The sequence below is a fragment of the Corallococcus sp. AB032C genome, from assembly GCF_003668935.1.
GTDB lineage: Bacteria > Myxococcota > Myxococcia > Myxococcales > Myxococcaceae > Corallococcus > Corallococcus exiguus.
In genome coordinates this window covers 84,907-103,135 of sequence record NZ_RAWP01000023.1, presented here as the reverse complement: position 1 = coordinate 103,135, position 18,229 = coordinate 84,907, and the positions used below count along the sequence as shown (strand labels likewise).

5 protein-coding genes are annotated in these 18,229 nt (G+C 70.8%); 3 read left to right on the top strand and 2 right to left on the bottom strand.

Annotation, left to right across the window (positions count from 1 at the left end; translation table 11 throughout):
- Positions 1 to 11,786 (bottom strand): non-ribosomal peptide synthetase (locus D7X99_RS13200; protein ID WP_147476144.1); only part of this gene is annotated, 11,786 nt, incomplete at its 3' end.
- A 223-nt stretch (positions 11,787 to 12,009) separates the two neighbouring features.
- On the opposite strand from D7X99_RS13200, the gene D7X99_RS13195 reads away from it, so the two are divergent.
- The 3 genes from D7X99_RS13195 (at position 12,010) to D7X99_RS13185 (ending at position 16,820) form a co-directional block, all read left to right on the top strand.
- Positions 12,010 to 13,602, top strand: coding sequence for an MBL fold metallo-hydrolase (locus D7X99_RS13195; protein ID WP_121778110.1), 1,593 nt, complete (start codon positions 12,010 to 12,012; stop codon positions 13,600 to 13,602).
- A gap of 52 nt (positions 13,603 to 13,654) precedes the next feature.
- Positions 13,655 to 14,986, top strand: coding sequence for a glycosyltransferase (locus D7X99_RS13190; RefSeq protein WP_121778109.1), 1,332 nt, complete (start codon positions 13,655 to 13,657; stop codon positions 14,984 to 14,986).
- 88 nt (positions 14,987 to 15,074) lie between these two features.
- Positions 15,075 to 16,820, top strand: a complete 1,746-nt coding sequence (locus D7X99_RS13185) for an ABC transporter ATP-binding protein (RefSeq protein WP_121778108.1) — start codon at positions 15,075 to 15,077, stop codon at positions 16,818 to 16,820.
- Positions 16,821 to 16,833: 13 nt separating this feature from the next.
- On the opposite strand, the gene D7X99_RS13180 is transcribed toward D7X99_RS13185, so the two are convergent.
- Complete coding sequence (locus D7X99_RS13180; protein WP_199756339.1) at positions 16,834 to 18,102, bottom strand: PLP-dependent aminotransferase family protein; 1,269 nt, start codon at positions 18,100 to 18,102, stop codon at positions 16,834 to 16,836.
- Positions 18,103 to 18,229: the final 127 nt, after the last annotated feature.

Here is an 18,229-nt window from a genome sequence, read left to right as displayed (position 1 = left end):
CGCAGCACGCCCCGCTGCTCCGTGCACACGCCCTTCGGCTTGCCCGTGCTTCCCGAGGTGAAGTCAATGTACGCCAGGTTGCGCCCGCCCACTCCACTCCTCGGCGCGTGCTTCGGCTGCTGGGCCAGTTGCGCCTGCACTTCCTCCAGCAGTACGCACTCCACGCCCTGCACCGGCAGCTTCTCCGCCAGCGCTCGCCGCGTCACCACCACCCGCGGCTTCACCTCGCCCACCATCTGCTCCAGGCGCGCCTGGGGGTAGTCCGCCTCCAGCGGCACGTACGCGCCTCCGGACTTCGCGATGCCCACCAGCGCCACCACCAACTCCACCGAGCGCTCCAGGCACAACCCCACCCGCTCCTCGGCTCCAACTCCCTTGCTTCTCAGCAAGTGCGCCAGCTGGTTGGCTCGCTCATCCAGCTGCCGGTACGTCAGCTTCTCTTCTCCGCACTCCACCGCCACCGCGTCCGGCCGCTGCGCCACCTGACGCGAGAACTCCTCCGCGATGCTGCTTTCGCGCGCGTACTCCTGCTCCGTCGCGTTCCACCCCTTCAGCACCTGCTGACGCTCCGCATCCGTCAGCAGCGTCACCGCTTCCAACCGCTTGCTGGCGCTCGCCACCAGCTCCAGCAGCGCCACCTTCCACTGATTCAGCAGCGCATCCATCCCGCGCGTCTCGAAGCGGGAGGTTTCGTAGGCCAGCCTCAATCGCAGCTGGGGACCTGGGATCACCGACAGCGTGAGGGGATAGTTCGTCCGCTCCCCGAGCCACACGTCCCGGACGTCCAGTTGGGCCGTCCTGCGCTTGAGGGAGTCATCGATGGGGTAGTTCTCGAAGACGAGCAGGCTCTCGAAGAGCGGCTGCCTGCGCGGCACGTCGGTCCAGCCCTGCACCTGCACCAGCGCGCTGTGCTCGAACTGCCGCTGCTCGGCCTGCTGCTTCTGGAGCCCCTTCAGCCACTCCGCCACCACCTCGTCCCCTGGCAGCTTCACCCGGACCGGGAGCGTGTTGATGAAGAGGCCGACCATGCCTTCGACGCCGTCCAGCTCGGTCGGACGGCCCGCCACCGTGGCGCCGAAGACGACTTCGCCTTCGCCCGCGTGGCGTCCCAGCACCAGCGCCCATGCGCCCTGCGCCAGCGTGTTCACCGTCACCTGCTGCCGCTGCGCGAAGCCCTGCACCGCCGACGTCTCCTCCTCCGTCAGCTGCACATGCAGTTCCTGCTGGCCCTTGATGCTCTTCGAGCCACGCGCCTCCAGCGGCAATCGCGTCGACGCGCTCACGCCCTTCAGCGCCTCACGCCAGTACGCCTCCGCCGTCTTCGTGTCCTGCTTCCCGAGCCACGCGATGTACTCGCGGTAGGCGGAGCGAGCGCTGCCTCGCGCCTGCGCGCCCGTCACCAGCGACTCGTAGGTGGCGAACAGCTCCTCCAGCACCAGGCCAAGGCTCCAGCCGTCCAGCAATAGGTGGTGGTGGCTCCAGACGAAGCGCCAGCCGTCTTCGCCCAGCCGCATCACCGCCATGCGCATCAGCGGCGCCTGGCCCAGCTCGAAACCCTGGCGGCTGTCCGCCTTCAGGTACTCGTCCAGCGCGCTCCGCTGCTGTTCGCGCCCGAGGCTGCTCCAGTCACGCTCTTCCCACGGCAGCTGCACCGTGCGCTGCACCACCTGCAGCGGCTCCTCGATCCCTTCCCAGAGGAAGCGCGTGCGCAGGACGGCCAGCCGCTCCACCACCGTCTCCCACGCCTTCCTGAACGCCGAGACGTCGAGTCCGCCGCGCACCTCCCAGGTGAGCTGCTCGACGTAGACACCACTGCCCGCCTCCAGCAGCGAGTGGAAGAGCAGACCCTGCTGCAACGGGGAGAGCGGATAGACGTCCTCCACGCCCTCGCCACGGCCCAGCACCTTCTCCAACTGCTGTGCGCTGGCCTTCACCAGCGGGAAGTCCACCGCCGTCCACAGCCCCGCTTCGGACTCCGTCCGCTGCCGCAGCAGCTGACGCAACTCCTGGGCGTAGTGCCGCGCCAGCTCCTCCACGCTCTCGCGCCGGTGCAGCTCCCGGCCGTAGTCGATGGCCACTTCCAAGCGGCCGCCCACCACCAGTCCGTTGACGCCCAGCACCTGCGCGCGCTTCTCGCCCTTCGCCTGCGCCTCGCCCGCCTTCTCCTTCGCCGGCGCGAAGTACTTCGACTGCGCCGCCGTCGCGTCCACTTGCCCCAGGTAGTTGAAGACGACTTCCGCCTTCGGCAGCGCCGCCAGCTTGCGCCGCGACTCTTCCGCGCCCAGGTACTTCAGCAGCCCGAAGCCCAGCCCCTTGCCGGGCACCCGCCGCACCGACTCCTTCACCGCCCTCACCCACGCGCCCGCGCCCTCCGCCTTCGGCGCCTCCACCACCACCGGGTACACACTGGTGAACCAACCCACCGTACGCGACACCTCCAGCCCCACCTCCTCCTCGCGCCCGTGGCCTTCCAGCTCCACCCTCACCCGCTCCAGCCCTCTCCACTTCTTCAGCGCCGCCGCCAGGCCCGCCAGCAGCACCTCATCCACCCGCGCCCGGTACGCCCCGGGCACCTCGCGCAGCAGCGCCGCCGTCTCCTCACGGCTCAACTCCAGACGGACCTCTCCCTCCAGGCCCGTCTCATTGCGGCCTCCCGCCTCGTCCACCGGCAGCGACGGCACCTGCTCGGCGCCCTGGGCTTCCCAGTACGCCACTTCGCCTTCCACCTGCCCCGCGTACTCCTTCAGCCTCTGCGCCCACTGCTGGTACGAGGCGCTCTTCGGCCCAAGCTCCACCGCCTCGCCCCTCGCCACCTGCTCGCACGCCCGCTCCACGTCCTCCACCACCACCCGCCACGACACCCCATCCACCACCAGGTGGTGCACCACCACCAGCAGCCGCCGGCCCTTCTCTCCCAGTTCGAAGAGCACCGCCTTCACCAGCGGGCCCTTCTCCAGGTCCAGGCTGCCCTGCACCCGCGTCGCCACCTGCTCCAGCTCGGTGGCGATGTCCTGCGCACCGCGCAGGTCCATCTGCTCCAGCTTCAGCGCGCCGGCTTCTTCCACGCTCGCGTTGCGCTGCTTCCACTCCCCGTCCACCCGCTCGAAGCGCATCCGCAGCGCGTCGTGGTGCTTCACCACCTCGCCCAGCGCCTTCTCCAGCACCGCCGCGTCCAGCGCGCGCGAGACCTCCAGCAACAGCGACTGGTTGAAGTGGTGCGGCTGACTCCGCTCCTGCTCGAAGAACGCCTGCTGCACAGGCGTCAGCTCCACCGGGCCTTCCACCGGGCCCTGCGCGGCCACCACCTGCGCGGCCTTCACCACCTGCGCCAGCGACTCCACCGTCTGCTTCTGGAAGAGCTGCTTCGGCGTCACCTCCAGGCCCGCCCTCTTCGCGCGGGACACCACCTGCAGGCTCAGGATGGAGTCACCGCCCAGTTCGAAGAAGTTGTCCTGCACGCCCACGCGATCCAGCCCCAGCACCTGGGCCCAGACCTCCACCAGCGTCTTCTCCACCTCCGTGCGAGGCGCCACGTACTGACGCGCCAGCTCCGGACGAATGCCTTCCGGCTCGGGCAGGGCCTTGCGATCCACCTTGCCGTTCGACGTCAGCGGCAGCGCCTCCAGGGGCACGAAGATCGCGGGGACCATGTACTCCGGCACCCGGCTCTGGAGCGCGCGGCGCAGCTCCCCTACATCCAGAAGCTCGGTGCCATGACCGACGACGTAGGCGACAAGGCGCTTGTCACCCGCGCCCTGGCCCTTGGCCACCACCACCGCTTCCTTCACCGCCGGGTGCGCTCGCAGCGCTCCCTCCACTTCGCCCAACTCGATGCGGAAGCCCCGCACCTTCACCTGCGTGTCCGCACGGCCCAGGAACTCCAGCGTCCCGTCCGCGCGCCACCGCGCCAGGTCTCCCGTCCGGTACATCCGCTCTCCGGCCAGGCCTCCGTGCAGGTCCGGCATGAAGCGCTCCGCCGTCAGCTCCGCGCTTCCCAGGTAGCCTCGCGCCACGCCCTCGCCGGCCGCGTACAACTCTCCGGCCACACCCACCGGTACAGGATTCAGCGCCGCGTCCAGCACGTACACGCGCGTGTTCCCAATCGGCTGGCCAATGGCCACCACCTCGCCCACCTGGCTGCCTTCCGTCATCCGGTGGCAGCTGGTGAAGAGCGTGTTCTCCGTCGGGCCGTAGCACGCCGTCACCGGCACCTTCAGCTCTTCCACCACCCGGCGCACATGCGGCGCCGACACCACGTCTCCGCCCGTCAGCAACTGCTTGAGGCCCCGCAGCACCTCCACGTCCGCGTCCACCACCTGCGCGAAGAGTCCCGCCGTCAGGTGCAGCGTCGTGACGCCCTTCCCCTTCACCACCCGCTTCAGCTCCTCCACGTCTCCCACCGGGCCCGGCGGGTACACCACCAGCCGCGCCCCATTCAGCAGGCTGCCCCATACCTCCAGCGTCGAAGCGTCAAACGACACCGGTGCAATCAGCAGCAGCGTCTCTTCAGGCCCCAGCTGCGCGTACTTCGTCCCCTTCACCGTGCGCAGCACGCCCCGCTGCTCGGTGCACACGCCCTTGGGCTTGCCCGTGCTTCCCGACGTGAAGTCGATGTACGCCAGGTTGCGTCCACCCACTCCACTCTTCGGCGCGTGCTTCGGCTGCTGGGCCAGTTGCGCCTGCACTTCCTCCAGCAGTACGCACTCCACGCCCTGCACCGGCAGCTTCTCCGCCAGCGCCCGCCGCGTCACCACCACCCGCGGCTTCACCTCGCCCACCATCTGCTCCAGCCGCGCCTGGGGGTAGTCCGCCTCCAGCGGCACGTACGCGCCTCCGGACTTCGCGATGCCCACCAGCGCCACCACCAGCTCCACCGAGCGCTCCAGGCACAACCCCACCCGCTCCTCGGCTCCGACCCCTTTGCTCCTCAGCAAGTGCGCCAGCTGGTTGGCTCGCTCATCGAGCTGCCGGTAACTCAGCTTCTCCTCCCCGCACTCCACCGCCACCGCGTCCGGCCTCTGCTCCACCTGACGCTCGAACTCTTCCGCGATGCTGCTCTCGCGCGCGTACTCCTGCTCCGTCGCGTTCCACCCCTTCACCACCTGCTGACGCTCCGCATCCGTCAGCAGCGTCACCTCGGACAGCTTGCGCTCCGGCGCCGCGACCGCCGCCTCCAGCAGCACGCGCAGGTGCCCCAGCATCCGCTGCACCGTCGCCGCCTCGAACAGGTCCGTGCTGTATTCCAGCGTCCCCTGGAATCCCTCCGCCGTGTCCGCGAGGGAGAGCGTGAAGTCGAAGCGGGAGGTGCCGACATCCACGTCGCGCAGGCGCGCACTCAGCCCTGGCAGGTTCAGCTCGGCCTGCAGATCCTGCTGGAGGATGAGCATCACCTGGAACAGCGGCGAGTACCCCAGCCGCCGCTCGGGCTGGAGCGCCTGCACCAGCCGCTCGAAGGGCACCTGCTGGTGCGCGAACGCGCCCAGGGTTGTCTCGCGCACCTGTCCCAGCAATGTCCGGAAGGACGCCTCGGCCTCCAGCTTCGTGCGCAGCACCAGCGTGTTGATGAACACGCCGATCAGCTCCTCCACCTCCGCGCCGTGGCGCCCTGCCACCGGCGTGCCCACGCTCACGTCCTGCTGTCCCGAGTACCGCGACAGCAGCACCTGGAACCCCGCCAGCAGCACCATGAAGGGCGTGACGCCCTCCGCACGGGCCAGCGACTTCAGCGCGCCGGAGAGTTCCCGGGGCAACTGGACTGGCAGCAGCGCGCCGCGGAAGCCCTGCACCGCCGTGCGGGGCCTGTCGGTGGGAAGGTCCAGCACGGGAGGCGCCCCCTCCAGCTGCTCGCGCCACCATGCCACCTGCGCGTCCAGCACCTCGCCCCGGAGCCACTCCCGCTGCCACAGCGCATGGTCCGCGTACTGCACCGGGAGCAGTGGCAGCACGGGGGCGCGTCCCTCGACGAGGGCCCCATAGGCCTGCACCGCCTCGCGCACCAGCACCCGCAGCGACCAGCCATCCGAGATGATGTGGTGGAGCGTCAGCAGCAGCACGTGCTCATGCACCCCGAGCCGCAGCAGCGTGGCGCGCATCAACGGCCCGCGCGTGAGCTCGAACGGACGGCGGGCCTCCTCACGGGAGCGCCAGAGGGCCTCGTCCTCGCGCGCGGCCGCATCCCCGCCCTGGACCTCCACCACCTCCAACAGCGGGCCGTCCGGCACGGGCGAGATGACCTGGACGGGTCCTCCCTCCTGCTCACTGAAGCGCGTCCGAAGGGCCTCGTGACGCCGGAGCACCTCGCGGAGCGCCTCCTCGAGGGCGGCCACGTCGAGGGCGCCGTCGAGCCACACGGCGCCGGGGACGTTGTACGCCGGGTTGCCCGGCTCCATCTGGTCCAGGAACCACAGCCGCTGCTGCGCGAACGACAGCGGTGCCGTCTCGCCGCGAGCCACGGGCCGCACCGGGGGCAGCGCCGAGGCCTGCCCGCCTCCCGCCGCGGCCTGGAGGCGCTCCGCCAGGCCGGCCACCGTCGGGGCCGAGAACACGTCCCGCAGCGGCACCTCCACGCCGAACGACGCGCGCACCGCGGCCACCAGCCGGGCCGCCAGCAGCGAGTGCCCGCCCAGCTCGAAGAAGTCATCGTGGAGGCCCACCCGCTCCACCTGCAGCAGGCGCGCCCAGAGTCCCGCCACCCGCTCCTCGGTGGGCGTGCGCGGCGCGACGAAGGCCTCGCGGCGCGGCTCCAGCCCCCGGCCCTCCGGCGCGGGCAGCGCCTTGCGGTCCACCTTGCCGTTGGGCGTCAGCGGCAGCGCAGCAAGCACCACGAAGGCCGAGGGCACCATGTACTCCGGCAGCCCGCGCCGCAGGTGCTCGCGCAGCGAGCCGACGTCCAGCGTGTGTCCCGGGCGGGGCACGGCATACGCCACCAGCCTCCGGTCCCCGGGCGCCTCCTCGCGGGCGGACACCACCGCGGCCTGGACACCAGGGTGCCGCGCGAGGACGGCCTCCACCTCGCCCAATTCGATGCGGAAGCCGCGCACCTTCACCTGGAAGTCCACGCGGCCGAGGAACTCCAGCGTCCCGTCCGCCTTCCACCGCGCCAGGTCTCCCGTCCGGTACAGCCGCGCCCCCGGCCTCTCGCTGAACGGATCCGGAATGAAGCGCTCCGCCGTCAGCTCCGGGCGGCCGCGGTAGCCGCGCACCACGCCCTCGCCGCCGATGTACAGCTCTCCCGCCACGCCTCCCGGTACCGGGCGCAGGTGCGCGTCCAGCACGTACAGCTCCGTGTTGGCCAGGGGCCGGCCAATCGGCACCGGCGACTCCGCCGCCCCCACCGTGTGCGTGGAGGACCAGACGGTGGTCTCCGTCGGGCCATACATGTTGAGCAGCCGCCGGGGCAGCCGCCTCGCCAGCGATGCCGCCAGCGCCGGAGGAAGGGCTTCACCGCCCACCAGCAGGCAGCGCAGCGTGCCCAGCACGTCCTCGGCTCCGGGCTCCAGCAGCAGCGCCCGCGCCAGCGACGGCGTGCCCTGCAGGTGCGTCACCGCGTGCTGGCGCACCTCCGCCAGCACCGAGGCCGCGCCCACCTCGTCCCCGTGCACCACCACCTGGAACCCGCGCGCCAGCGTCCACAGCAACTCCAGCACGGAGATGTCGAAGGAGATGCTGGTGACGGCCAGCCACACCGGCCGAGGCCCCACCGGCACGCGCTCGTCCATGCCGGCGAAGAAGTTGGCCACGTTGCGCTGCACCACCTGCACGCCCTTGGGGCGCCCCGTGCTGCCCGACGTGTACAGCACGTACGCCAGGTGCTCCGGACCCGCGCCGTCGCCGGGCCCGTGCTCGGACGCCTCGCCGAGCGCCTCCGGCGCGTCCACCAGGACCGGGCGCACACCGTCCGCGCCCAGCGTCCCAGCCAGCGACGCCTGCGTCAGCAGCAGGCGTGCCCCCGAGTCCTCCAACATGTACGCCAGCCGCTCCACCGGGTAGTTGGGGTCCAGCGGCAGGTACGCGCCTCCCGCCTTGAGGATGCCCAGCATCCCCACCACCAGCTCCACCGAGCGGCGCACGCACAGGCCCACCACGACCTCGGGCCCCACGCCCTCCGCGCGCAGCCGCGACGCCAGCGCGTTCGCCCGGCGGTGCAGCGCGCGGTACGTGAGGCGCTCCGTGCCACATACCAGCGCCACCGCGTCCGGCGTGCGCGCCGCCTGCGCCTCCAGCAGCGCCGCGAGCCCCGCATCCTCGTAGGGCCGGCGCGTGGCGTTCCACTCCCCCAACACCCGCCGCCGCTCGTCCTCCGACAGCAACGGCAGCTGGGAAACCGCCCGCGAGGGCTCCGCCACGGCGCCCGTCAGCAGCGTCTCCAGGTTCGACACCAGCCGCGCGGCGGTGGAGGCCTGGAAGAGGTCGGTGCTGTACTCGAGCGTCCCTTCCAGCGCGCCCTGGACCTGGTGCAGCGACAGCGTCAGGTCGTACTGCGCCGTGCCGGTGTCCACGTCCTCCAGGCGCGCCTCCACGCCGGGCAGCGCGGGCGACACCGCCGAGGCAGGCTGCAGGATGAGCATGGCCTGGAAGAGCGGCGCGTGGCTGCGCGAGCGCGCTGGTTGCAGGGCCTGCACCAGCAGCTCGAAGGGCACGTCCTGGTGGGCATAGGCGCCCAGGGTCACCTCGCGCACGCGCGCCAGCAGCTCCCGGAAGGACCGCTGTCCCTCCACCCGCGTGCGCAGCACGAGCGTGTTGATGCACACGCCCACCATCCCCTCCAGCTCCGCGTGCGTCCGGCCCGCCACCGGCGTGCCCACGCACACGTCCTCCTGGCCGGAGTACCGGTGCAACACCGCCTGGAAGGCGGCCAGCAACACCATGAAGGGCGTCACACCCTCCCGCACGGCCAACTCGCGCACGGCCCGGGTGAGCTCCGCGGACAGGCGCACGGGCCGCTTCGCGCCCCGGTAGGACTGCACGGGCGGCCGAGGCGAGTCCCCCAGCATCTCCAGCACCGGCGGCGCGCCCGCGAGCCGCTGGCGCCACCACGCGAGCTGGGACTCCAGCACGTCGCCCTTCAGCCACTCCCGCTGCCAGGCCGTGTAGTCCACGTACCGCACGGGGAGCGCCGGCAGTGCCGCGTCCCGGCCCTCGCGAAGCGCGGCGTAGAGCGCGCCCACCTCGCGCACGAGCACGCCCAGGGACCAGCCGTCGGCCACGAGGTGGTGCACCACCAGCAGCAGCACGTGCTCCCGCTCCCCGGTGCGCAACAGGAGCGCGCGCAGCAGCGGGCCGTGCGTCAGATCAAAAGGGCGGCACGCCTCCTCCCGCAGGCGCCGGTGCATCTCCGCCTCGCGCCGGGCCGCGGGCACGTCCGTCAGGTCCTCCACCCGCGGCGTCACGTCCAGGTGGGCGAGGACTCGCTGCACGGGCACGCCGTCCCGCTCATCCACCGTGGTGCGCAGGGCCTCGTGACGCCGCACCAGCGCACCGAGGGCCCCCGACAGGGCCGCCACGTCCAGCTCGCCGGTGAGGCGCACGGCCGCGGGGATGTGGTGCAGCGGGCTGCCCGGCTCCAACTGGTGGAGGAACCACAGGCGCTGCTGCGCGAAGGACAGCGGCACCGCGTCCTCGCTCGACGTCCGGGTGGGCGCGCCCCGGTGGGCCCCCTCCTGCTTCGCGCAGATGCGGCGGGCCAGCTCGGACAGGCTGGGGCCCTGCAGGAGCACCTCCATGGGCAGCGCCACGCCCAGGCCGGTCTCCACGTCGTTCGCGAGCTCGACGGCGGCCAGCGAGTCCAACCCGTGGCGGGTGATGGGCTCGTCGAGCCGGAGCGACTCGGGGCGCAGCTGCAGCCGCGCCGCCAGCCTCGAGACCAGCCACGCCTCCACCGCCTCCAGCCGGCTCGGAGCGCCGGCCCCGCCCTCGGCGCGCGCCGTCCCTCCGCCCGGCCCGGAGGACGGTGGCGAGGACGGCCCGGACGAAGACCCACTCGACGGCCCCCCGGAACCACCGCCACCGGCAGGACCACCCTCCGGAGGACCCTCCTCCTCCCAGGCCAGCACGACGCGCAGCGAGCCCTCCAGATAGGCCGCGCGGGTGGCGCGGCGCTGCACCTTGCCGCTGGACGTCTTCGACAGGCTGCCCGGCTCGATGAGCACCACCGCGTGGGGCCGCACCTCGTGCCCCTCGGCCAGCCGCTGGCGGATGGCGCCCAGGGCGACCTCGCCCGCCTCGAACTGCTGGCGCAGGTTCGCGTAGCGGCGCAGGTCCACCTCCTGGACCAGGACGAGCCGCTCCTGGCCGCCCACCTCCACGGCGAAGGCCGCGCCACAGCCGGGCCGCAGCGCCGGGTGGCTCGACTCCGCGGTCAGCTCCAGGTCCTGCGGGTAGTGATTGCGCCCGCGCAGGATGATGAGGTCCTTCATGCGGCCGGTGACGAAGAGCTCACCGTCCGCGTCGAGGAAGCCCAGGTCACCGGTGCGCAGGAAGGGACCACGCCCGTCCGCCAGCCGACCCTGGAAGGACGCCTCGGACTCCTCGGGCCGCCGCCAGTACCCGCGCGCGACGCTCTGTCCCGACACCCAGACCTCCCCCACCACGCCCGGGGGACACGGCTCGCGCAGCTCCGGGTGCACCACCCGCAGCTCCTGATCCTCCAGGGACTTGCCGCAGCCCACCAGCGTGCGCGCCTCCGTGCTCGCGGACGGGGACTCGGCCCGGCCCAGCTCCAGCGCCTTGCGGTCCAGCGTGCGCAGCACCGGCACGTGGCCCTTCGTCGCGCCGGAGGCGATGAGTGTCCCTTCCGCCAGCCCGTAGCACGTGTAGAACGCCTCCCGGCGGAAGCCGCTCGGCCCGAACGCCTCCGCGAAGCGATCCAACGCCTCCGCACGGATGGGCTCCGCGCCGCAGAACGCCACCTCCCAACGACTCAGGTCCAGCTGGCGCCGCTGCTCCTCCGACACCTTGCGCACGCACAGGTCGAAGGCGAAGTTGGGCCCTCCGCTGATGGTGCCCCGGGTGCGCGACAGCGCCTCCAGCCACCGGAAGGGGTTCTTGAGGAACGTCATCGGCGACATCAGCGTGCACGCGAAGCCGGCGTACAGCGGCTGGAGGATGCCTCCGATGAGCCCCATGTCGTGGTACGGCGGCAGCCAGATGACGCCCGCGCTGTCGGCGCGCACCTGGAAGGCCCCGGAGATGAGCCTCAGGTTGTGCAACAGATTGCCGTGGCTCAGCATCACCCCGCGCGGCGTGCCCGTGGAGCCAGAGGTGTACTGGAGGAACGCCAGCGACTCCGGATCCGCCTCCGTGCCCCGCCAACCTGCCTCCCCGCCTTCCGGCAGTTCGTCCGTGGCCACCCAGCGCAGCGCCGCCAGGTCCGGCGCGAACTCGAAGAGGGCCTCCTTCATCGACAGCACGAAGGACGTGGTGAGCACCACCGTCGCCTGCGCGTCCTGGATGATGGCCCTCAGCCGCGGCAGCGTCCGCTCCAGCCGCATCGGATCCGGGGGGTAGGCCGGCACCGCCACCACCCCCGCGTACAGACATCCGAAGAAGCCCGCCACGTACTCCAGCCCCGGCGGATACAGCAGCACCGCGCGCTCACCGGCGGGCGTGGACTCCTGGAGCGCCACCGCGATACGCCGCGCCCGCGCATCCAGCCCGCGATACGTCAGCTCCGCGTCCGGGCCGTCTTCTTCCAGGAAGGTGTAGAGGCGCTCGTCCGGCTTCGTCTCCGCCCGCCCCAACAACAACTCCACCAACGTGCCGCCACGAGGGGTAAGCCCTGCACCCATACCTATCCTCTGAAATGTATATTTCCCGGTTGCACCGCAGTTTTTACAGAGAGCCTATAATGCACGGAATGCAATTATGGCTGGGCTGACACCTATACAATTTCACTGATTGTGGCAAACTGCCCCAGCGCACGCAGTGACCCGCAGCTGACCCAGGTCGTGACCCGAGGGAGCCGCCGGACCGTGCGCGCTCACGAGGGCGTGCGCCACCAAGGATTGAAGGATGTCTCAGCCCGCATTGTTCCTGAAACAAAACGTCGTCACCGAGCCGCTCTACAACCAGTGGTACGCGTGGTGGTTCCTGGCCTCGCCCATGACGGCGCCGCTGTTCGTGGCGAACCTCCATGTGAAGATCATGGAGTCCTTCGTGGCCAACCCGGCCATCCACGTGGCGGCGCTGAAGAGCCCGGCGCTGCGCGGCGGCCCCTACCTCAACCTCGGCGTGGACCGGGTGGGCGACGTGAAGGCGCTGCTGGAGCGCACGCTGAAGGACGAGGCGCTGTCGCTCCAGTACGCGAAGGCCATGCTGGAGCTGGACAAGCTGCTGGCCACCGCGGAGGGATATTCGCTGGAGGACCTGTACCCGCGCGTGCCGGACCTGCTGCGCGGCTACGTGGAGCTGACGTACGACCTGAACAACCGGGCCTCGCCGCGCTTCTTCGAGGCGCTGCTCTACCGCAGCCCCTTCCACCGCGAGTCCTCGCAGAGCCTGTCCATGCGGCTCATCCACGGGGACGCGCGCCCGTACGTCTTCAGCACGCCGCGCCTGGACACCGCGGACGGCAGCCTCCAGGTGAAGGTGCCCTACCGGCACGAGGCCCTTGACCGGCTCTTCGCCATGAGCCGCACCCCGGCGCCGGTGGCGCCCGTGCGCGAGGCGCTGGGCATCGCGGAGAAGGACGCGGACACCTTCGCCGCCTTCTTCACGGAAGAGCCCCCGCGTCCGGCGCCCCGGTACGATGGGGACGGGGTGCGCGTGCGCTACTTCGGCCACGCGTGCGCGCTCATCGAGTCACGCCACGTCAGCATCCTCACGGACCCGGTCGTCAGCTACGACTTCCCCACGGACCTGCCGCGCTACACCTTCGCGGACCTGCCGGAGAAGATCGACTACGTCCTCATCACCCACGGCCACGCGGACCACCTGATGTTCGAGCCGCTGCTGCAGCTGCGGCACCGCATCGGCACCCTCGTCGTGCCGGCCGCCGGCGGTGGCAGCCTGGCGGACCCGTCGCTCAAGCTGATGCTCAAGCAGGCGGGCTTCCAGAACGTGGTGGCGCTGGCGGAGCTGGAGTCCCTGCCGCTCCCCGGCGGCGAGCTCATCGGGCTGCCATTCATCGGCGAGCACGGCGACCTGGACATCCAGGCCAAGCTGGCCCACCTCGTCAAGCTGGAGGGCAAGTCCCTGCTGATGGCGGCGGACTCCAACGCGCTGGAGCCCCACCTGTACGAGCACATCCACCGCGAGGTGGGCCACATCGACATGATGTGGCTGGGCATGGAATCCGAGGGCGGGCCCCTGAGCTGGATGTACGGCCCGCTGCTGCCCGCGCCGATGCAGCGCAAGATGGACCAGTCGCGCAGGCTCAACGGCTCCAACGCCGTGCGCGCCATTGAAATCGTCCAGCGGCTCAAGCCCGGGCAGGTCCACATCTACGCCATGGGCCGCGAGCCGTGGCTGGGACACGTCATGGTGATGGGCTACCACGAGAACTCCCCGCAGCTCGTCGAGTCCCGGAAGCTGCTCGCGTACTGCGCGGAGAAGGGCATTCCGGCGGGCATGCCCTACGGTCAGGCCGAGTACTTCCTCCGCTAACACGGCCCCGCCCGGGGTGACCCGGGCCGTGGCGCCTCCCCCGAGGTCCCCCATGCAGACCCCCACGACTCCCGCGCGGCAGGGTGACCGGGCCACCTTCCTCATGGTCACGCCGGGCGGCAAGGGCCAGATGAAGGGCCACCTGACGCGCGTGCTCGACCTGGCCCAGAGCCTGGTCGCTCGCGGGCACCGGGTGCTCGTGTTCACCGAGGCGGCCGTCCCCGCCGAGGTGGAGGCCTCGGGAGCGGAGCTGGTCCCGGCCCGCGACTACCGGGGCCTCCTGGACCGGCTGGAGGCCGCCCGCGAGACGCTTCCCGGCTGGATGCGCATCTCGCTGCTGCTGCGCAGGGCCTACTGGTACGTGTGCTACCGCCGCGCGGTGCTGGGCAGCGCGGAGGACTACTGCAACGAGCTGGAGCCCCTGCTGCGCCGTGAGCAGGTGGACTGCGTGGTGTACGACTACTTCGCCTTCGGCGCGGGGTACGCGGCGGAGCGGCTGGGCATTCCCGCCATCAGCACCGGCAACCTGGGGAGCGTCATCGATGCGGACGGGCTGCCGGTGCTGCTGCGCGCCTCGCCACCGGGCCGGCTCGCGCGGCGCATGCCCCGGCTGACGCACGCCCTGGTGGACGCGTTCCTGCCCCTGCGGCGCACGCGGGCGAAGCTCGGCCTGCCGCCGCGCGCCGCGAAGCACGCCGAGCTGTTCCAGACCATGGGCTCCAGCGAGCTCCACCTCGCCATGGTGTCGGAGAACCTCCTGACGGGAATCCCCCGGCGGGGCGAGCAGCTCTACGCGGGCACCATCGCCTTCGACGGGGCGACCGCGGAGAACTCCGCGACGTTCGGCCCCATCGCGCCCGGCACCGTGCTGGTCAGCACCACCAGCGTGGGCCAGGACGGAGGGCTGATGCGCCGGGTGCTGAAGGCCCTGGACCCCACGGGGATGCCGGTCCTGGCCACCACGGCCGGCGCCCGCGACGTGCCCGACAACCTGGGCCCCCACATCCGCACCGAGGCCTTCTTGCCCCACGAGCAGGTCTTCCCCCACGTCGCGGCGCTGGTGACGCACGGGGGCTGGGGCGCGGTGGGCCGGGCCCTGCGGCACGGCGTGCCCATGCTCATCATCCCCCTGTTCGCCGACCAGCCGCTCAACGCGGAGCTGCTGGAGAAGCAGGGACTCGCCTACCAGTTGTCGCTGCGCGAGGCCACGCCGGAGGCCATCCGCGAGCGCGTCCAGGCCCTGCTGAAGGACCAGGTGCTCCACGCGCGCGTCCAGAAGCTCTCCGAGGAGCTGAAGGCCATGCGCAAGGACAGCGTGGCCATCGACACCCTTGAGCGGCTCGCGCTCGAAACCCGTGGCCGCAGGCAGGCCCAGGCGGCCTGACGCCGCCCGCGTCCCCCGCCCCCACCGTTTCCGGTGACTCCGTCACCCGGCCGGAAACGCCCACCGCGCCTCCTCGTCCGACCGCCCCATGCCCCCTGCCGCGTCCTCCGTCACTCCGCGCCGCATCCTGAGCCTTGCCCGTCCCGAGGCGCGCAGGCTCTCCGCGGGCGTCTTCTTCCTGTTCATCGGCAGCGGGCTGTCCCTGCTCTTCCCGCAGGCCATCCGCCTCATCATCGACGAGGCGCTCGGCGCCCGGGACCAGGCCCTCATCGACCGGGCCACGCTCTGGATGACGGTCATCTTCGCGGTCACGGCCGTGGCGAACGCGCTGCGCTACTACTTCTTCACCAGCGCGGGCGAAAACGTCGTGCAGGCGCTGCGCGAGCGGCTCTTCTCCCACCTCGTGTCCCAGGAGGTGGCCTTCTTCGACAACAGCAAGACGGGCGAGCTGGTCACCCGGCTGGGCGCCGACACGGCGGTGCTCCAGCAGTCGGTGAGCGGCAACATCGCCATGGCGCTGCGCAGCGGGGCGCAGGTGCTGGGCGGCGTGGCGCTGCTCTTCTACACCTCGCCCACGCTCACGCTCCTGATGCTCACCGTGGTGCCTCCGGTGGTGGTGGTGGCCATGGTGTATGGCCGGCGCATGCGGTTGACCTCCCGGCGCGTGAACGACGAGCACGCCGCGTCCAACGCGGTGGCCGAGGAGATCTTCGTCGGCATCCGCACCGTGCGCTCCTTCGCGGCCGAGCGCCACGAGGGGGGCCGCTACCGCGTCGCCCTGGCGAAGGCGCTCGCGCTGGCCCGCCGGCGCACCCAGTTGTCCGCCTTCTTCATCGGCGGCAGCACCTTCGGTGGCTTCATCGCCGGGTCCCTCGTGCTGTGGTACGGCAGCCGGCTGATGCTGAGGGGCGACCTGTCGATTGGAAGCCTCACCTCCTTCCTCGTCTACACCACGCTGGTCTCCATGTCGGTGAGCGGGCTGACGGACCTGTGGGCGGACTTCATGCGGGCCTCCGGCTCCGCCGAGCGCGTCTTCGACATGCTGGATCGCAAGCCCGGCATGCCCATCTCCGGCGGAGAGCGCATCGACCCCCTCCAGGGCCATGTCGAGTTCCAGGCCGTGCGCTTCGCCTACCCGACGCGGCCAGACGCGCCCGTGCTGAAGGACCTCAACCTGGCCATCCAGCCCGGCGAGGTGGTGGCCATCGTCGGCCCGTCGGGCGCGGGCAAGTCCACCATCGCCGGGCTGCTGGCGCGCATGTATGACCCGCAGGGCGGGAGTCTCCTCCTGGACGGGCGGGACCTGCGCACGGTGGACCCGGAGTGGCTGCGTCAGCAGATTGGCGTGGTGGCGCAGGAGCCCATGCTCTTCTCCGGCTCCATCTTCGACAACATCCGCTACGGGCGGCTGGACGCCACGGAGGCCGAGGTGGAGGCCGCCGCCCGCGCCGCCAACGCGCACGACTTCATCTGCCGCTTCCCGGACGGCTACCGCACCTCCGTGGGCGAGCGCGGCGTGCAGCTCTCCGGCGGCCAGAAGCAGCGCGTGGCCATTGCCCGCGCCATCCTCAAGGACCCGCGCCTGCTCGTCCTGGACGAGGCCACCAGCGCGCTCGACGCGGAGAGCGAGCACCTGGTGAAGGACGCCCTGGAGCGGCTGATGCGCGGGCGCACCACGCTCATCATCGCCCACCGCCTGTCCACGGTGCTCGGCGCGGACCGCGTGCTGGTGCTGGAAGGCGGGCAGGTGGTCCAGAGCGGCAGCCATGCCTCCCTCATGGAGCAGGAAGGCCTGTACCGCCGCCTGGTGGAGCGGCAGTTCGCGGCCGCCTGAGCCCGCTACAACCTCACCCCACGGAGAGCGCCCGGGCGGGCTGCTGCTCCAGCGCCGAACGGATCAGCCTGGCCAGGCGAGTGATTCCCTCTTCAATCTCGGCGGGAGTGAGATAGCTGCAGGAGAGCCGCAGCTCGGTCTCTCCTCCCGAGCCCAGGTAGAAATACCGCATGGGCGTCCAGATGACCTGGTGGTGCTTCGCGGACTGCTCGAGCAGGGCTTCGTCGGCCTCGATGGGAAGCTTCATCACCAGGAAGAAGCCGCCCTCGGGAACGTTCCACGTCACGCCGCGCGCCCAGGCCTCGCTCCTCGGGAAGTGACGCTCCAGCGCCGCGAGGGTGGCGTCCATGTTCTCCTTGTAGAAGCGAATCGCCTCGCGGTTCGCGTCAAGGAGTCCCCCCTCATTCATCACCAGCATCCCGCCGATGATGGCCTGGCTGATGGCGGGCGTATTCACGGTCAGCATGCTCTTGATCTTCGAGAACTCGTCCGCCAACAGGTGCTGCTTCCCCGTGGTGCCCAGGACGCGCTGGTCCGCCACCGCGTAGCCCACCCGCACGCCAGGGAAGGCGGACTTCGAGAACGAGCCCAGGTAGATGACCTGCTGGTGCTCATCCATGGATTTGAGGGTGGGCTTCCGGGGGCCCTCCCGGAAGAAGAAGCCGTAGGGGTTGTCCTCGATGATGAGAAACCCCGCGCCCCTGGCGATTTCCAGCAGACGCTTGCGTGCCGGCACCGGGAGGCTCTTCCCAGAGGGATTGGCGAAGTCCGCGACGAGGTAGAGCGCTCGGGGCTGTTTGCCTTCCGCCTTGAGCCTGCTCAGCGTGTCTTCAAGCTCCCGCAGATCCAACCCGTCCTCGCGCTCCGTCACGGGGACGATCTCGATTCCCAGGAGCTTGGCCGCGCCGGTGATGCCGATGTAACAAGGCATTCCCACCAGCAAGACATCGGTGGGCGCTGAAAACAGCGCGCGCAAGGAGATGAACATCCCCTCCTGGCACCCGACCGTGACGACGATGGACTCCTTCGCGGCCCGGATTCCCTCGTCCTTCTCCAGCATCCGCGCGATCAGATCGTGGATGTGACCATTGGTCCGACCGTATTGAAACAATTGCGTCTTGACCTGCGCCTCGGTCAGCCCGCGTTCCTCGCGCAGATAGCGGCGGTACGCGTCGAGATACACGGTGAGCTTTTCGGCTTCATAGAACTGCTCGTTCGGCCTCCCCGGGGCGAACGAGATCGCCTCTGGAAAGCGGATCGCGATCTCGTTCAGGAAGTTCATGACCTCCAGACTCGGATCCGTCAACGAAGCGTGAAGCGCGTTTTGCAGGAGCATGGCGAGAGCGACCCGGACAGGAGCAGGGCACGCAAACCACCCGTGCCTCCGCGAGACGATAAACGACCCCGAC

Bases quoted from the DNA above. Each gene is read 5' to 3' on its own strand.
- D7X99_RS13195 (WP_121778110.1), top strand. From the start codon at position 12,010: ATGTCTCAGCCCGCATTGTTCCTGAAACAAAACGTCGTCACCGAGCCG.
- D7X99_RS13190 (WP_121778109.1), top strand. From the start codon at position 13,655: ATGCAGACCCCCACGACTCCCGCGCGGCAGGGTGACCGGGCCACCTTC.
- D7X99_RS13185 (WP_121778108.1), top strand. From the start codon at position 15,075: ATGCCCCCTGCCGCGTCCTCCGTCACTCCGCGCCGCATCCTGAGCCTT.
- D7X99_RS13180 (WP_199756339.1), bottom strand. From the start codon at position 18,102: ATGAACTTCCTGAACGAGATCGCGATCCGCTTTCCAGAGGCGATCTCG.